Genomic DNA, 17,170 nt, shown 5'->3' on the forward strand with positions numbered 1-17,170 from the left:
ATAAATCAAAAATGATATACAGCCTGTTAAAGTCATATGTATCATAACAAAAGAAAGGAGGAAATGCCATAATTCGAGCATGTTTTTTGAAACTGTCACAATGAAAGCGCACCCATTGGTAATTCTACGTTTTTTCGATTTTTAGTTGGTTTTTTGCGGTATATGTTTGCGAACTGCCGCACGAATATCGTCAATATCAAATGGTTTTGCAAAATGGGTTAGAGCACCAAGGTCTTTGGCTTCTTGAATCATATCCAATTCACCATAGGCGGTCATGATGATGACGCGAATCTCTGGCTCGATAACTTTCATTCGTTTTAAAATCTCGATACCGTCCATACCCGGAATTTTCATATCCAAGAGGACAAGATCGGGTTGATGATTTGTCACGATCTCAAGTGCTTGGACTCCATTTGCAGCCTGAAATGTTTGATACCCTTCTTTTTGGAACACTTCATTTAGCAAGATGCGAATGCCAAATTGATCGTCGACAATTAAAATTTTCTCTTTCATAAACTCCACCTCTTCCTTAGCTTTCTATTTAGACTTCTTTTACTTGTTATATTTCTACCTCTGGAAATAAATATCCTGCCTAAAGTTTTGCATTTATTTGTTATTTTACAGTTGTTTTTGGTTACACGCGGGAAAAAGCTTATAATAGATAGCGTACAAGGAGGGTTACTATGTTAAAAATGTTTACAACCCAATTAACGGGTATTTTTAAAAAAATTGCAGAAAAAGACGAGTTTTCGTTTGAGGATGGTGCCCGCCTGCTTGCTCAAGCACCAGCAGGTGACGGTTCGATTTATATTTGGGGTGCACATGAAATGAAGGCGGTGGAATACGAGGCATTAAGCGGTGCGGAGACATTACGGAGTGCTAAATTGTTGCAGCAGGATGCTGATTTAAACAACCTTACCGATGCAGACCGCGTCCTGCTGTTTTCCCGTTTTTCAAATGACCGCGCAGCGCTCGTGCTTGCACATTTGCTCCGTGAAAAAATGATCCCCTTTGTGGCGGTTTCAACTGTGACCGAGCCCTCTGATGAGGATGTATCACAATTAGCGGATGTCCATATTGATTTGCGGTTAACAAAAGGGCTGCTTCCTGATGAGGCTGGCAACCGCTACGGTTATCCAGCTGGGATGGCCGCTTTGTTTGTCTATCACGGCCTAAAATTCACGATTGATGAGATTTTAGCGGAATATGAAGAGTAAAATAGGGCCTTGGTGGGTCCTATTTTTTTGATTGGCTGATTTTTTGGTGGGATTGGCTGATTTTTGGAGGTGATTGGCCAATTTTTGAGCAGCAATGGCTGATTTCGCCGGATCATTGGCTCATTTTCCAGCAGAATTGGCCATTTTTCCAATTTATTACAAAATAAAAGCCAGTCCGCAAACAAGGAACTGGCCATAAAACAATATTATTTTTGAATAGAAGCTTTAATAAAGTCACGGAACAACGGCTGTGGGCGCGTTGGTCTTGACACAAATTCCGGATGGAACTGTGACGCCACAAACCATGGGTGATCTTTCAACTCAATAATTTCCACTAACCGGCCGTCAGGACTTGTCCCTGAGAAGATAAACCCGGCTGCTTCCATTTCTTGACGATAGAAATTGTTAAACTCATAACGGTGACGGTGGCGCTCATATACCACTTCATCCTCATAAGCTTCAAACGCTTTTGTCCCTTCAACAAGTCGGCAAGGATAAAGGCCTAAACGTAAAGTACCGCCCAAATCTTCGACATCCTTCTGCTCTGGAAGAAGGTCAATAATCGGATGTTTCGTTTCAGGCAGGAATTCTGCTGAATGTGCATCAGCATACCCTAGTACATTGCGGGCATACTCAATCGTTGCCAGCTGCATACCTAAACAGATACCAAGGAATGGCTTCTTCTGCTCACGCGCATAGCGGGTTGCTTCAATTTTCCCTTCAATCCCACGGTCGCCAAATCCGCCTGGCACAAGGATACCATCAACATCACTAAGAAGTTCTGCCACATTTTCACGAGTCACATCTTCAGAATTAATCCACTTAATGTCTACATCTGTATCAAATGCGTAACCCGCATGCTTCATTGCTTCCACAACCGAAATGTAGGCATCCTGAAGTTCAACATATTTACCAACAAGACCGATACGGACTTTACCCGAAAGGTTTAGAACCCGATCAACAAGTGCTGTCCACTCCGTCATTTCCGCTGCCTGCGTATCTAACTCCAAGTGATCGCAAACAATTTGGTCCATGTTTTGATCTTGTAAGGCAAGTGGAATGGAATAAAGGGTATCTGCATCGCGGCATTCGATGACCGCTTTCGCATCAATATCACAGAACAAGGCAAGTTTATCCTTCATATCCTGCGAAACAGGGTATTCTGTTCTTACGACAATAATATTTGGCTGAATCCCAAGGCTGCGCAGTTCCTTCACGCTATGCTGGGTTGGCTTCGTCTTCATTTCACCGGCTGCCTTTATGTACGGAATCAGCGTACAGTGAATGTACATCACATTTTTACTGCCAATATCACTTTTAATTTGACGAATCGCCTCTAGGAATGGCAGTGATTCGATATCCCCAACCGTTCCGCCAATTTCAGTAATCACGACATCTGCATTGGTTTCTTTGCCAGCCCGGAAGCAGCGCTCTTTGATCTCATTAGTAATATGTGGAATAACCTGAACGGTTGCTCCTAAATAATCGCCGCGGCGCTCTTTTCTTAGGACAGTTGAATAGATTTTCCCTGTTGTTACGTTTGAGTACTTGTTCAAATTAATGTCGATAAAGCGCTCATAGTGGCCAAGGTCCAAATCCGTTTCCGCACCATCGTCGGTTACGAAAACTTCACCATGCTGGTAAGGGCTCATGGTCCCTGGGTCCACGTTAATGTACGGATCAAATTTCTGGATCGTTACATTTAAACCTCGATTTTTCAATAAACGCCCTAAAGAAGCTGCGGTAATCCCTTTTCCAAGTGATGACACCACACCACCGGTAACAAAAATATACTTTGTCATAAAATAGTCCTCCTCTATTACAGTTTGTGCATTATTCAGGTTGTTTAAGGATATTTTTTTAAAATTTATTTCCTTATTGCTCCAAAAACGAAAAAACTCCTTGTGTGGGAGTTTTTTTAAGATAGCTTCAAGCGCCTTAATCTGGCGGTAAAGCTTCCCATAAAAATAAAAAGCGCTCCTTACTCGCTGCTTGCGAGGGGAGCGCATATTAGTTATATTGATTCGTCCTTTTAAAAGGAGCCCAAAAAAGATAATACCGTTGCTTTAATAAAAAGTCAAGCCGTTTTCTTACTCCAACCAAAAGGTAAACGTCTCTGCTTTAATCAAACTTACAAGTCTTTATCTACATCTTCGTCAAATGGTTCTTCTTCTTCGTCCTCTTCATCTAGATCATCGTCAAGAACTTCGGCTTCATCAAGCTCAAATTCCTCATCCTCATCATCGGCAAGGACTTCATCGTCGTCGTCGAATTCATCGACATCATCCAGATCATCTAAGTCGTCGTCGTCATCGTCATCGTCAAGAAGATCGTCTTCATCATCGACAAAGTCGTCAAGATCATCATAATCCTCATCATCAACCTCATCGAAATCTTCAAGTTCGTCTTCTTCAACAACCTTCTTCGCCTTTTTCTTCTTCGGTTTCACAGCCGTGATAACCTCTTCTTCAGCCGTATCAACCGGATACCAAACGCGAAGTCCCCAGCGGTTTTCTCCTAATGAAAGAAAACGGCCGTCGATGTTAATATCTGTATAAAATTGTGCCAGGCGAGAACGAATTTCTTCATCCGATATATCAGCTGCTGCTTTAATCTCGTTCACTAATTCATGAAAGGAGATAGGCTGCTTGCTATTTTTTAAATATTCATAAGCCATTTCCATGAGGGAAAACTCTTTCAATTCCTCTTTTGAGTATTGTGCTAAACTCACTATTGGCACTTCCTTTCTCTATTTAACGCTCATAGCTTTTGAGTCGGTCAGGACAGTTAGGATTCTATGTATGAAAAAAATAGTTGAATTCGGATAACTGTCAAGCTCCTGCGTGGAAATTACACTTTCCACACTTCTAAATTTTTGCATATTCTTCATTATAAACAAATTCTTGGTGTTTATGCTAGTGCAAGCCGATAGTTTCAGTTGATTTTTTGCTGGGGTGGATTAATCCCCCTTTTGAGATTTCTCATTCTTCAGCCTTTTCATCTCTTTAATGGAAATATATAAAAAGAAGATTGCTAGGAGCAGGAACGATACAGCACCTAGTTGAAGTTCATAAAGATAGTGTAATGGCCAGGCGAAAATAATTAAAATACCGATTATGTGACGACTCTTCATCTGAACACCTGCCTGTAAAAAAACTTCAAAGTTGGAATGCTAGTATGATTATATAAGATAAGAGAAGAATTTAATATTATTAAGCAAAAATATTTTACCACAAAAGTAGACAAGAGTTAAAAGGCACCATGTTCACATGGTGCCTTCACCGTTTCTACCTCTAGCAAAGTTGAAACTTTGAAAATTATTTAGCTACAGCGCCTAGGTCAAGGCGCTTTCACATTTCTTGTTACATATTCCGACGATACTGTCCCCCGACTTCGTATAACGCCCTTGTGATCTGCCCGAGGCTTGCTACTTTAACGGTTTCCATTAGTTCTGCGAAAATATTACCATGATTCACGGCTGCAGTCTTCAAACGATTTAAAGCAGCCGCCGTTTCGCTCGAATGGGCTTCTTGGAAAGCACGCAAATTATGAATCTGCAATTCCTTCTCCTCTTTCGATGCCCTAGCTATTTCCATATTATTCACCTCTTCCACAGACGGCGGATTCGGATTCAAATACGTATTGACACCAATAATCGGCAGTTCCCCGGTATGCTTCTTCATTTCATAATACATCGATTCGTCCTGAATCTTTCCGCGCTGATACTGGGTCTCCATTGAACCGAGCACACCGCCGCGGTCATTCAAGCGGTCAAACTCCTGAAGCACCGCCTCTTCCACTAAGTCGGTCAGCTCCTCGACAATAAACGAACCTTGAAGCGGATTCTCATTTTTCGTTAACCCATGCTCCTTGGTAATAATCATCTGAATCGCCATCGCCCGTCGAACGGATTCTTCAGTCGGCGTCGTAATCGCCTCATCATAGGCATTTGTATGAAGGGAATTACAGTTATCATGGAGCGCCATTAACGCCTGCAGTGTCGTCCGGATATCATTAAAGTCGATTTCCTGGGCGTGCAGCGACCGTCCTGAGGTCTGAACATGATACTTCAGCTTTTGACTGCGCTCATTTGCCCCATACTTATCACGCATCACAGTTGCCCAAATCCTCCGTGCCACCCGGCCGATCACCGTATACTCCGGATCCAAGCCATTTGAGAAAAAGAACGACAGATTTGGCGCAAAATCATCAATCTTCATGCCGCGGCTCAAATAATACTCCACATACGTAAAGCCGTTCGAAAGCGTAAACGCCAGCTGTGAAATCGGATTAGCACCCGCTTCAGCAATATGATAACCGCTAATCGACACAGAATAATAATTGCGGACTTGATGGTCAATGAAATATTGCTGAATATCCCCCATCATCCGCAACGCAAACTCTGTTGAAAAAATACACGTATTCTGTCCTTGATCTTCTTTTAAGATATCCGCCTGCACCGTCCCACGTACCGTCCGCAGTGTATAGGCGCGAACCTCAGCAAACTCCTCTACCGTCAAGCACCTGCCAAGCTCTGCTTCCCTCTTCTGGACCTGCTGATCAATTGCCGTATTCATAAACATTGCTAAAATAATCGGCGCCGGTCCATTAATCGTCATCGAAACGGATGTTGACGGATGACATAAATCAAAACCGGCATACAGTTTTTTCATATCATCCAACGTACAAACACTGACCCCACTCTCGCCGACCTTTCCAAATATATCTGGACGGTAATCAGGATCTTCCCCGTACAGTGTCACTGAATCAAATGCCGTACTTAAACGCTTTGCCGCATCATCCTTTGATAGATAGTGGAAGCGGCGGTTCGTCCGTTCCGGTGTCCCTTCACCGGCAAACTGGCGTTTTGGATCCTCTCCCTCACGCTTAAAAGGAAACACCCCTGCCGTATATGGGAACGAACCTGGGATATTCTCCCGGTACACCCAGCGCAAAATCTCCCCGTAATCTTTATACTTAGGCAGAACCACCTTCGGAATATCAAGGCCTGATAAACTTTTCGACTTTAACACCGTTATAATCTCTTTATCTCGAATGCGCGTAACAAATTTATCCCCCGAATAAGCTGCCTTAGTCTGTTCCCATGACGCAAGAATTTTCCGGGATTCCGGCGTCAACTGCGACTCCGTTTCCTGCTTGACTGCTTCTAAAGCAGCAAAAACTTCCGGCTGGTCCTTCACCGCTTCCATTGCACCCTCAAGCTGAAATAATTTCCGGGCAATATTGGCCTGAGCTTCGGCCTTGCGGTGATAGCCGCGTACCGTTTCGGTGATCTCTCGTAAATAATAACGCCGGTCCGTCGGAATAATCACATTTTGCTTTTCAACTACAGTATCTTTGCTAAACGACGTCACCCAATCGGTTCCTGCTTTTTCATTGATCACTTCCACTAGCGCCGCGAACAAGGCATTCGTCCCCGGGTCATTAAACTGACTGGCAATGGTGCCGTATACCGGCATTTCATCCAGTTCTCTCTCAAACAGCATATGGTTGCGCTGGTATTGCTTCTGCACCTGACGCTTCGCATCCTCCGAGCCCTTGCGCTCAAATTTATTGATAACAATCAAATCAGCAAAGTCGAGCATATCGATTTTTTCCAGCTGTGATGGCGCGCCAAACTCACTCGTCATCACATACATCGACACATCACAAACCTCAGTGATTTCGGCATCCCCCTGCCCGATGCCGCTCGTTTCAACAATCACAAGATCAAATCCCGCCGCCTTTGTGACCGCAACCGCATCCTTAATTGCGAGCGATAATTCACTTTTAGAAGACCGTGTCGCAAGACTGCGCATATACACATTCGGTGAGAAAATGGCGTTCATGCGGATTCGGTCGCCCAACAGCGCGCCGCCCGTCTTTTGTTTGGTTGGGTCGACGGAAAGAATCGCCACCTTTTTCCCAGGAAATTCATTAATAAAGCGGCGAATCAACTCGTCGGTTAGCGAACTTTTCCCTGCACCGCCCGTACCCGTGATCCCGACAACAGGAATCCCTTTCTCGAGTGACTTTACCTGTTCAAGCACCTGTTCAGCTGTAGCCGCCGCCTCATTCCTTTTATCTACATGAAGCTCTGCTAAGGTGATCAGCTTGGCAATAACATTAACGTCACCTGTCGGCAGTTTGGCAATCTGCTCACTGACATCAGGAGTCAGCGTCGAAAAATCACATTCCTGAATCATCAGGTCAATCATCCCCTGCAGTCCAAGCGTCCGCCCGTCCTCCGGCGAAAACAGCCGGGCAATCCCGTAGGCATGCAGCTCATCTAATTCCCGCGGGATAATGACGCCGCCCCCGCCGCCATAAATCCGAATATGCGGCGCACCCTTTTCCTTTAACAAGTCATACATGTATTTAAAGTACTCGACATGCCCGCCTTGGTACGACGAAATCGCAATCCCCTGGACATCTTCCTGAATGGCAGCGTTGACAACCTCCTCGACCGAACGATTGTGGCCAAGGTGAATCACCTCCGCCCCGCTCGCCTGCAGAATCCGTCTCATAATATTAATTGAAGCATCATGACCGTCAAATAGGCTCGACGCCGTCACAAAGCGGATATGATGCCGTGGCTGATAGTTCCCCATTGTGCTCCCCCTTTTGGAAAAATGAACGTACACTAGCACTGGCCATTGATTAACCCTTTTGCGGAACTGTTACGGCCCCCGAGACCCCGGTCTGGATGCCTGCTAATAGGACCTCTGTCTGCATCGTAATATACTCCTCAAGCGTAAACAGCTTTCTTAACGCCCAGCGGCGAAATCCCCACATTTGCCCCTGAACGAAAATATTATGGGCAACGAGTTCAACCTGTTTTTGTGTTAATTTCAATTCCCCGTTCTCGACACAGCGGGTCAACAGCTCCTCAAACATCGCGACCATTTCCATTTCCTTTTTTAGTACATATGGCAGGGCATCCTTGGAAAGCGACTTCACTTCCTGATACATGACAAGCACTTCTGCCTGCATTTCATCCATGACCTGGAAAAAATCGGCGATTCCAAGCTTCAAGCTTTCCAATGTCCCTTTTTCTACAGCCAAATCTTCTTGAAGCCGTTCACTGACATGATCATAGATGCTATCACAAACCAGGTAAAGGACGTCCTCTTTTGTCCGAATGTATTCATAGAGTGTGCCGATGCTGAATCCGGCTGCTTTAGCGATTTCCCTCGTTGTTGTCCGGTGAAACCCCTTTTGTTTAAAAAGTGCTACCGCCCCTTTAATCATCTGATCGCGCCTTTTTTGTACAAGACGCTCATCTTTGACAGAGGCCTGAACTTCTCTTTTTTCCATCCCCTGTTACCGCCTTTATTTTGTTATCATTCTCGAAATCACGAGACGTTGAATTTCCTGTGTACCTTCGTAAATCTGCGTGATCTTCGCATCGCGCATGAAGCGTTCAACCGGATAGTCTTTTGTATAGCCATAACCGCCAAACACTTGAACCGCTTCGGTTGTCACCTTCATCGCCGTATCGCCGGCAAAGAGTTTCGACATCGCTGACTCTTTCCCGTACGGTAAGCCATTCGACTCGAGCCAGGCCGCTTGATAGGTTAATAGTCTTGCCGCTTCAATATTTGTAGCCATATCGGCCAGCTTAAAGGAAATACCTTGGTTAGCGACAATCGGCTTGCCAAATTGCTGGCGTTCGCGCGCATAGTCAACGGCTGCATCAAGAGCGCCTTGAGCAATACCAACGGCTTGGGCAGCGATGCCATTGCGGCCGCCGTCAAGCGTCATCATCGCGATTTTAAAGCCTTCACCCTCTTGGCCCAGACGGTTTTTTATAGGAACCTTACAATCTTCAAAAATAATTTCTGTTGTCGGTGAGGAACGAATCCCCAATTTCTTTTCTTTTTTACCAACGGAAAAGCCTGGGAAATCGCTTTCGATAATGAAGGCGGTCGTTCCTTTTTGCTTGTTGGCTGGGTCGGTTAAGGCAAAGACGACATAGATGTCGGCCACGCCGCCATTCGTAATGAAAATTTTTGATCCATTTAAGACGTAGTGGTCGCCTTCTAGTCGGGCGGTTGTTCTCATTCCCCCGGCATCTGAACCACTGCCAGGCTCTGTTAGGCCGTATGCACCGATTTTTGTACCCTCTGCCATAGGACGGAGATAGGTTTGCTTTTGCTCCTCGCTGCCAAATTTATAGATTGGCCAGCCAGCAAGTGAGGTGTGCGCGGATAAAAGCACACCTGTTGAGGCATCAACGCGGGAAAGCTCCTCAACAGCGATACAATAGGCAAGAAAATCGCTGCCAATCCCGCCATACTCTTCTGGCCAAGGAATCCCTGTTAAGCCCAGCTCCGCCATTTTGTCAAAAATTTCCCGGTCGAAGCGTTCTTCTTCATCACGCTCCGCTGCTGTCGGTGCCACCTCGTTGCGCGCAAAATCCCGAACCATTTTACGAATCATTTCATGCTCTTCAGACAACTTAAATTGCATTTTAATGCCTCCTCTCCCCATTTGGGGCTGATTCTTTGGCTTTATTAACAAATTTTTCGATATAGTAACAAAAAGTGCGGACATATGAACAAATTTTGATTTATTAACAAATAAAACGACTATATAAACAAATTTTTAGATATAGTAGCGTCTCTCCGCCTAAATCATAGATGTTTACTAATCACAATCCGCTGAATCTCACTCGTGCCCTCATAAATCTCCGTCACCTTAGCATCGCGGAAGTAGCGCTCGACCGGATAGTCCTCCGTATAACCGTATCCGCCAAAGACCTGAATGGCCTCTGTTGTCACTTCTACTGCTGTCCGCGTCGTAAACAACTTCGCCATCGACGCCTCTAACGTGCACTTCAAACCCCTGCTCCGCAAATCAGCCGCCCGATAGACTAATAGCTTTGCCGCCTCCACACTTGTCGCCATATCAGCCAGCTTAAAGGCAATCCCCTGTTGTACCGCAATTGGCTTTCCAAATTGACGGCGTTCCTTCGCGTAGGCGGTGGCTGCTTCAACTGCTGCTTCGGCAATTCCGAGAGCTTGGGTGGCGATGCCAATCCGGCCGACATCTAGGTTTGCCATCGCTATTCTAAAACCTTCACCCTCTTGGCCAAGCATGTTCTCCGCTGGGACATGCAAGTCCTCAAAGGTTAGCTGGACCGTTTTTGAGCCGTGCAGCCCCATTTTCTTCTCATCCTTACCAACGATAAAACCAGTGGTGTTTTTTTCTACGATAAAGGCAGCAATCCCTTTTGTACCAAGGGCTAGATCCGTGGTGGCAAAGACAATATACACATCGGCCTCACCGCCGTTTGTGATAAACACCTTGGAGCCATTCAGTACGTAATGGTCACCCTTTTTCACCGCCCGCGTTTTTAAACTGGCCGCATCCGACCCAGAGCTTGGCTCGGTTAAACAAAAGGCCCCCAAATATTCGCCCGAAGCTAGCTTGGGTATATACTTTTGCTTTTGTTCCTCTGTTCCGAAATACAATATTGGGTTTGTGCATACCGAGGTATGCACAGACAGGATCACTCCGACTGTAGCGCTTACTTTTGACAGCTCATGAATCGCAATAATGTAAGAGGTAAAATCCATCCCCGCTCCGCCGTATTTTTCAGGAACCGGTATCCCCATCAGGCCAAGTTCACCCATCTTACGAAGGATTTTACGAGGAAATTCCCCTTTTTCCATTTTTTCGATAAAGGGTGTGATTTCCTTCTGAGCAAAATCACGAACCATTTTCCGCATCATTTCTTGCTCTTCTGTAAACGATAGATTCATAATATGTTTCCCCTTCCTGAGGATGAATATTTCGGATGCTTTGTGCCAGGGGAATCTTCGATTATGTAATAGCGGCGTAATCCACCTGGTTTTGTTTAATTGTCCAGCTCCAGCGCCCCTGTTCAAGGCGCTTCCGTTTTTCTATTTTATTCATAGCTGTAAAAACCGCGCCCTGATTTCTTACCGAGCCAGCCAGCTTTCACATATTTACGCAAAAGCGGGCATGGACGGTATTTATCATCGCCAAAGCCTTCATGAAGTGTTTCCATAATGTATAAACATGTATCTAAACCGATAAAATCAGCTAACGTTAACGGCCCCATTGGGTGATTCATGCCAAGCTTCATCACTTCATCAATGGCTTCTTTTGTGGCAACGCCCTCGTAAAGCGTGTAAATGGCTTCGTTAATCATCGGCATCAGGATGCGGTTCGAAACAAAGCCAGGGAAGTCATTTACTTCGACCGGCACTTTGCCCAAAGTCTTGGTCATATCTTCAATCACCTGATAGACTTCATCGGCTGTTGCCAGGCCGCGGATAATTTCGACTAGTTTCATAACTGGGACTGGATTCATAAAGTGCATGCCGATTACCTTTTCCGGACGGTTGGTGGCCGCAGCGATTTCTGTGATCGGCAATGATGAGGTGTTGCTTGCAAGGATGGTATGTGCTGGAGTGATTTTGTCTAGCTGCGAAAAGATATTTGTCTTGATTTCCATGTTTTCAACAGCCGCTTCGATGACCAGGTCAACACTGCTAGCGTCGTTGAGATCGGTTGATGTGGTTAGTCTTGCTACTATTTCCTGCTTTTGTTCTTCCGTCATTCGGCCTTTGTCGACGTTGCGGGTGAGATTTTTCTGGATGATTCCTAGCCCTCGTTCTACGAATTCCGCTTTTAAGTCATTCAATACCACTTTATATCCGGCCTGGGCACAAACCTGGGCGATACCGGAGCCCATTTGCCCTGCGCCAATTACCATCACCTTTGAAACGTTCATTGTTTTCCCTCCAATTTATGGCCGGACCTTTGCCCCGGCCTCCATATTAAAAATAACAGCAGAAAAGAGGCGGTTTTCGCCAGTAACCTGAGCTTATCCGCCACTATAAAATCTACTTCACCAGTCATGCTATGTTATCCGCCAGTAAATTGGCCAAGCGCCATTATTTTAACCTTAGCGGCCACTAATGAAGCCCGTAGCGCCAGTTACCGCCAGTACCCACATTTTAGAAAAACCTTATACCTTAGGAACCTCTATCATCACCGCATCCCCTTGGCCGCCGCCTGAGCAAATCGCTGCAATCCCGACACCGCCGCCGCGGCGCTTCAATTCGTGCATCAAGGTAATCATAATCCGCGCCCCGCTCGCACCAATCGGATGACCCAGCGCGACCGCACCGCCATTCACATTGACCTTTTCCGAATCAAGGCCGGCAATCTTCGCACTTGCTAAAGCTACCGCCGAGAAGGCTTCATTGATTTCAAACAAGTCAATCTCATCCAAGCTCCGGCCGGTTTTTCTTAACAGCTCATTAATCACCAACCCCGGTGTCTGCGGGAAATCCTTTGCTTCGACTGCAATCGCTGCATGGCCAAGGATAACAGCCTCCACCTGACGCCCTTCTCGCGCAGCCCGCTCCTCACTCATCAACACAAGAGCCGCTGCACCGTCATTCACTCCTGGAGCATTTCCCGCTGTAATCGTGCCGGTAGAATTGAACACCGGTGCTAATTTGGACAACCGCTCCAAAGAAGTATCCTTGCGCGGACCCTCATCCACTGTAACCACAACCGGCTCCCCTTTACGCTGCGGCACCTCAACTGCCACTATCTCCTCAGCTAATTTTCCGCTCTCAATCGCAGCAATCGCCCGAAGATGACTTCGAAGCGCCCATTCATCCTGAGCCTGACGTGAAATCTCCATTTCAGCGGCCGTTCCATTTCCATAAGTGCCCATATGCACGCCTGTAAAGCTGCAGGTCAAGCCGTCATGAACCATTAAGTCTTTTACGGTTGAATCGCCCATTCGAAAGCCCCATCTTGCTTTTGGCAGAATATATGGAGCGTTGCTCATCGATTCCATTCCGCCTGCAACAATGACCTCTTCATCGCCCGCGCGAATGATTTGATCGGCTAACGTCACGCTGCGCATACCGGAAGCACAAACCTTGTTAATCGTCTCCGTCTTGACTTCCCATGGCAGTCCGGCGTGAACAGCTGCCTGCCGGGACGGAATTTGACCCTGCCCGCCTTGTAACACCGTTCCAAGAATCACTTCCTCCACCTCTTCCGGCTTCACACCTGCACGAAGCAGTGCTTCCTTCACCGCAATGCCGCCAAGCTGTGATGCCGTAAAGCTGCTTAAACTCCCCCCCAATTTTCCAAAAGGTGTTCGAACACCGCTTAAAATAACCGTTCTGCCCATTTCAATCTCCCCCTTATTCCTATTAGTACTAAACAGCCAAATTCCCCTTAGCCTGCTTCGACTGAACGCTCGCTCAGGTAAAGAACGAAAAATATAACGCAAGCAAGGAACCACGGGTTCCCACTTACGTTTCTTTAAAAAATGAAAGCGTTTTAATAAGATAACTCTATTTTACCTAAAAAAGAGCAGAAGTTGAAATATTTTACACAAAATTTTTAAAATTTTGATTTGTAAAAAACCCAACTCCTGCGTTAGTTTTAAGAGGCTGCTTTGACTTCACCACAAACGGCCTTTTCAAGTAACTCAGCCACATCATAAGTTGCTACTTTTTCTTCCACTTCTTTTGCCTTTGTTCCATCAGACAGCATCGTTAAGCAGTACGGACAGCCCGAGCTGATCACGGACGGATTAACGGCAAGGGCCTGTTCCGTCCGGCTGACGTTGATGCGGTGGCCGGTTTCTTCCTCCATCCACATCAAACCGCCGCCTGCACCGCAGCACATACCTTTTTCACGGTTGCGTTCCATTTCCACCAGCTGCACACCAGGGATCGATTTTAAAATCTCCCGCGGTGGATCGTATACATCGTTGTAACGTCCAAGGTAACAGGAATCATGGAAGGTAATTTTTTCATTAACCGCATGCTTTGGAACGAGTCTTTGATTACGGACAAGCTGATAAAGGACTTCCGTATGGTGGAATACCTCAGCTTCTAAGCCGAAATCAGGATATTCATTTTTAAAAATATTATAGGCATGCGGGTCAATTGTAACGATTTTCTTGACCTCAGCCTTCTGAAACTCCTCAATATTTTTGGCCGCAAGCTCTTGGAATAAGAATTCATTTCCTAAACGGCGCGGTGTATCGCCGGAATTCTTTTCTTTATTACCGAGGATCGCAAATTTCACGCCAGCTTCGTTTAAGAGCTTAGCGAAAGATAGGGCAATCTTTTGGCTGCGGTTATCAAACGAACCCATTGAGCCAACCCAGAATAGGTATTCAAATTCTTCGCCCGCCTTGTTCATTTCCTTAACGGTTGGAATATGCACATCTTCGCGGACCTCCCGCCAGTTTTCGCGTTCTTTACGGTTTAAGCCCCATGGGTTGCCTTGACGCTCAATATTTGTCATCGCACGCTGGGCATCGGCATCCATTTTTCCTTCTGTCAAAACTAAGTAACGGCGCAGGTCGATAATTTTATCAACATGTTCATTCATAACTGGACATTGGTCCTCACAGTTGCGGCAGGTTGTACACGCCCAAATCTCCTCTTCGGTAATCACATCACCAATCAAACTAGGGCTGTAAAGAGCGGCAGCGGCCGTTTCCTGCGCACCATGACCTTGTGCCGCAAGTGCAATCTGGTTTCCTTTTGTATTCGCGAAGGCAAACGTCGGCACCCATGGCTGCTTAGAGGTCACAGACGCACCATGAAAGGTAAGGTGGTCACGCATTTTGACGATTAGATCCATTGGTGACAGCATCTTGCCTGTACCGGTGGCGGGACACATATTGGTACAGCGTCCACATTCAACGCAGGCATAAAAATCAATCATTTGGTGCTGGGTAAAGTCCTCAATTTTTCCAACACCGAACGTTTCTTGTGATTCATCCTCAAAATTAACCTTTTTCAATTTCCCCGGTTTATCAAGGCGGTTAAAGTAGACGTTGGCCGGACCGGCAATTAAGTGTGCATGCTTGGACTGCGGCACATAGACTAAGAACGTTAACAAGAATAATAAATGCGCCCACCATGCTATGTAAAAAATAACAATGGAGGCGGTTTCATTAATTCCTGAAAAAATTAGCGAGATCATTGACGCAACAGGTTCTGTCCATGATGGATCATCTCCATGCCAAATAATGCCCATTCCATTCCCCAATAAAACAGACACCATTAACCCGCCAATAAATAACAAAACAAGGCCTGATTTAAAATTGCGTTTTAGACGGACTAATTTTTCAACATAACGGCGGTGAAAGGCCCACACCACTGCAACAAGAATCATTAAGGTGACAATTTCCTGGAAAAAGGTGAAACCAGCATATAATGGGCCAAGCGGCAGATGGGAGCCAGGCACAAGTCCTTTCCAAATAAAATCAAGCGCTCCGAATTGCACTAAAATAAAGCCATAAAAGAACATGACGTGGATGGCACCACTTTTTTTATCTTTTAATAGCTTCTTCTGGCCAAACACGTTAATCCAGATTTTTTGCAGTCTTTCTTTAACATTGTTATCAAACTCGACTTTCTTCCCCAGCTTAATAAATTCTATCCGCGTTTTGACTACATAAACAAACAGACTAATTGCGTAAGCGGTTACAGACAGAAACGCAATGAGATTGACCAATAAAAGACCATTCAAGTAAAACGCCCCTTTCTTAGATTGTCCCCAATTGTTTGTTGAAAATAGTAAATATTCAGAATTGTACTTATCTCTATTATAAAAATGAATGAGCATTCAGTCAAATGTTTTTTTTAGGTTTACTCAACTTATAGAAATTCCAGCACATGGAGACACTAACTAAACCGAATGGGGGAAAGATTCACGATGAAATTTTTACTCATTTTGAGCGGACTGCTTGTTCTTATCATTATATGGCTTGTCTTAGATTTTAGGTTAGGACGAAGGAAACATCATTTGATCACAAGTAAAATCGAGACCGGCATCCTCCATGGCGAGTTAGACATTTTTACGCATGGAAAGGAATTTTTTCGCCGTTATTTTTCCGAGCTTCAAAAGGCCCAAAAACATATCCATATCTTATACTACATCGTGAAGAATGACAGCTTGGGACGGGAGTTTTTCACTATTTTAAAAGAGAAGGCGCGGGCGGGTGTTGAGGTCCGCTTGCTGATTGACCGCCTTGGCAGTTTTACAATTAAGAAAACAGAAATTAAGGAACTAAAGGATGCAGGCGTCCTTGTAGCGTTTAGCAACCGAGTCAAACTGCCCTTCCTATTTTATTCCGCACAAGTCCGAAACCACCGGAAAATTTCGATTATTGATGGAAAAGTGGGCTTTATGGGGGGCTTTAATATTGGCAAAGAATATATCGATGAAGACCCGAAGCTTAGTCCATGGCGGGATTATCAGTTAATCATAACCGGTGAAAGTGTTAATTTTTTGCAGAGTGAGTTTTTGCTGGATTGGAATGAGTATTCGGGCGAAACGGTTTCATCCGATTCCAGTTATTATCCCAAACTGCCTAAAGGCAGCATCCGCCATCAATTTAACCCAACCGAGGCCGGACTGCTGGAAGGGATTTTTATTGATTTAATCAAAAAGGCCGACAAATCGATTATCATCGGCACCCCTTACTTTATTCCAAGTGCATCCATTTTCAGGGAATTACTTGCCGCACGGCGGCGCGGCGTTGGTATAACGCTCCTTGTCCCCTATACGGCTGATCATATCCTTGTCCAAGAGGCATCTTTCCGCTTTTTGCGGAAGCTCCTTAAGGAAGGTGCACTAGTTTATCAATATCAAAACGGTTTTTATCATGCAAAAACCATCCTGATTGACGATAAGATTTGTGATATTGGCACGGCCAATTTTGATAAAAGAAGCTTATTTTTAAATAAAGAAATTAATTGCTATATTTATGATCCAGCCTTTATTAAACGCATGAGGCAGGTTGTCAAAAAAGACATCCTTGATTCTAAACCACTGTCATTAGAGGACCTTAATAAACCAGATTTATGGCGGTCTGTGAAGGAAACGTTCGCAAGAGCTATCAGCTATTTTTTATAAGGGGGAGT

13 protein-coding genes are annotated in these 17,170 nt (G+C 45.2%); 2 read left to right on the forward strand and 11 right to left on the reverse strand.

The genetic code is table 11. The features are described 5' to 3' along the window. Window positions 1-141 precede the first annotated feature (141 nt). Window positions 142-513 (reverse strand): response regulator, encoded by a 372-nt coding sequence (locus tag M3226_RS13590; RefSeq protein WP_098527748.1) that lies wholly within the window; start codon window positions 511-513, stop codon window positions 142-144. A gap of 170 nt (window positions 514-683) precedes the next feature. Here M3226_RS13590 and M3226_RS13595 point away from each other — a divergent pair, with 170 nt between their 5' ends. Continuing rightward, window positions 684-1,217 carry a DUF2529 domain-containing protein gene (locus tag M3226_RS13595; RefSeq protein WP_251566210.1) on the forward strand — a complete coding sequence of 178 codons (534 nt, stop codon included), beginning with the start codon at window positions 684-686 and terminating at the stop codon, window positions 1,215-1,217. Between the two features lie 206 nt (window positions 1,218-1,423). Here M3226_RS13595 and M3226_RS13600 read toward each other — a convergent pair whose 3' ends face one another. The 10 genes from M3226_RS13600 to M3226_RS13645 all read right to left on the reverse strand — a co-directional run bounded on the left by M3226_RS13600 (window position 1,424) and on the right by M3226_RS13645 (window position 15,773). Next, window positions 1,424-3,019 carry a CTP synthase gene (locus tag M3226_RS13600; RefSeq protein ID WP_251566212.1) on the reverse strand — a complete coding sequence of 532 codons (1,596 nt, stop codon included), beginning with the start codon at window positions 3,017-3,019 and terminating at the stop codon, window positions 1,424-1,426. Between the two features lie 329 nt (window positions 3,020-3,348). Next, entirely contained in the window at window positions 3,349-3,948 is a 600-nt protein-coding gene (rpoE, locus tag M3226_RS13605) for a DNA-directed RNA polymerase subunit delta (protein ID WP_251566411.1), read from the reverse strand. Window positions 3,949-4,176: 228 nt separating this feature from the next. Then, window positions 4,177-4,350, reverse strand: coding sequence for a hypothetical protein (locus M3226_RS13610; RefSeq protein ID WP_251566214.1), 174 nt, complete (start codon window positions 4,348-4,350; stop codon window positions 4,177-4,179). Window positions 4,351-4,579: 229 nt separating this feature from the next. Then, window positions 4,580-7,828 carry a fused isobutyryl-CoA mutase/GTPase IcmF gene (gene icmF / locus M3226_RS13615; RefSeq protein ID WP_251566216.1) on the reverse strand — a complete coding sequence of 1,083 codons (3,249 nt, stop codon included), beginning with the start codon at window positions 7,826-7,828 and terminating at the stop codon, window positions 4,580-4,582. A gap of 49 nt (window positions 7,829-7,877) precedes the next feature. Further along, window positions 7,878-8,534: a TetR/AcrR family transcriptional regulator gene (locus M3226_RS13620; RefSeq protein ID WP_251566218.1), complete on the reverse strand. Its 657-nt coding sequence runs from the start codon at window positions 8,532-8,534 to the stop codon at window positions 7,878-7,880. Between the two features lie 15 nt (window positions 8,535-8,549). Next, a complete protein-coding gene (locus M3226_RS13625) occupies window positions 8,550-9,689 on the reverse strand; it encodes an acyl-CoA dehydrogenase (protein WP_251566221.1) in 1,140 nt (379 codons plus the stop codon). Window positions 9,690-9,853: 164 nt separating this feature from the next. After that, window positions 9,854-10,984, reverse strand: coding sequence for an acyl-CoA dehydrogenase (locus M3226_RS13630; protein WP_251566223.1), 1,131 nt, complete (start codon window positions 10,982-10,984; stop codon window positions 9,854-9,856). 146 nt (window positions 10,985-11,130) lie between these two features. Then, the gene (locus tag M3226_RS13635; RefSeq protein WP_251566225.1) at window positions 11,131-11,982 is read right to left on the reverse strand and encodes a 3-hydroxybutyryl-CoA dehydrogenase; all 852 of its coding nucleotides are present in this window, start codon (window positions 11,980-11,982) and stop codon (window positions 11,131-11,133) included. A gap of 237 nt (window positions 11,983-12,219) precedes the next feature. Continuing rightward, window positions 12,220-13,407, reverse strand: a complete 1,188-nt coding sequence (locus M3226_RS13640; protein WP_251566226.1) for an acetyl-CoA C-acetyltransferase — start codon at window positions 13,405-13,407, stop codon at window positions 12,220-12,222. Between the two features lie 257 nt (window positions 13,408-13,664). Further along, window positions 13,665-15,773: a heterodisulfide reductase-related iron-sulfur binding cluster gene (locus M3226_RS13645; RefSeq protein ID WP_251566229.1), complete on the reverse strand. Its 2,109-nt coding sequence runs from the start codon at window positions 15,771-15,773 to the stop codon at window positions 13,665-13,667. A gap of 186 nt (window positions 15,774-15,959) precedes the next feature. Here M3226_RS13645 and cls point away from each other — a divergent pair, with 186 nt between their 5' ends. Further along, window positions 15,960-17,162: a cardiolipin synthase gene (gene cls, locus M3226_RS13650; protein WP_251566231.1), complete on the forward strand. Its 1,203-nt coding sequence runs from the start codon at window positions 15,960-15,962 to the stop codon at window positions 17,160-17,162. Window positions 17,163-17,170: the final 8 nt, after the last annotated feature.

The sequence above is a fragment of the Neobacillus cucumis genome (assembly GCF_023715505.1).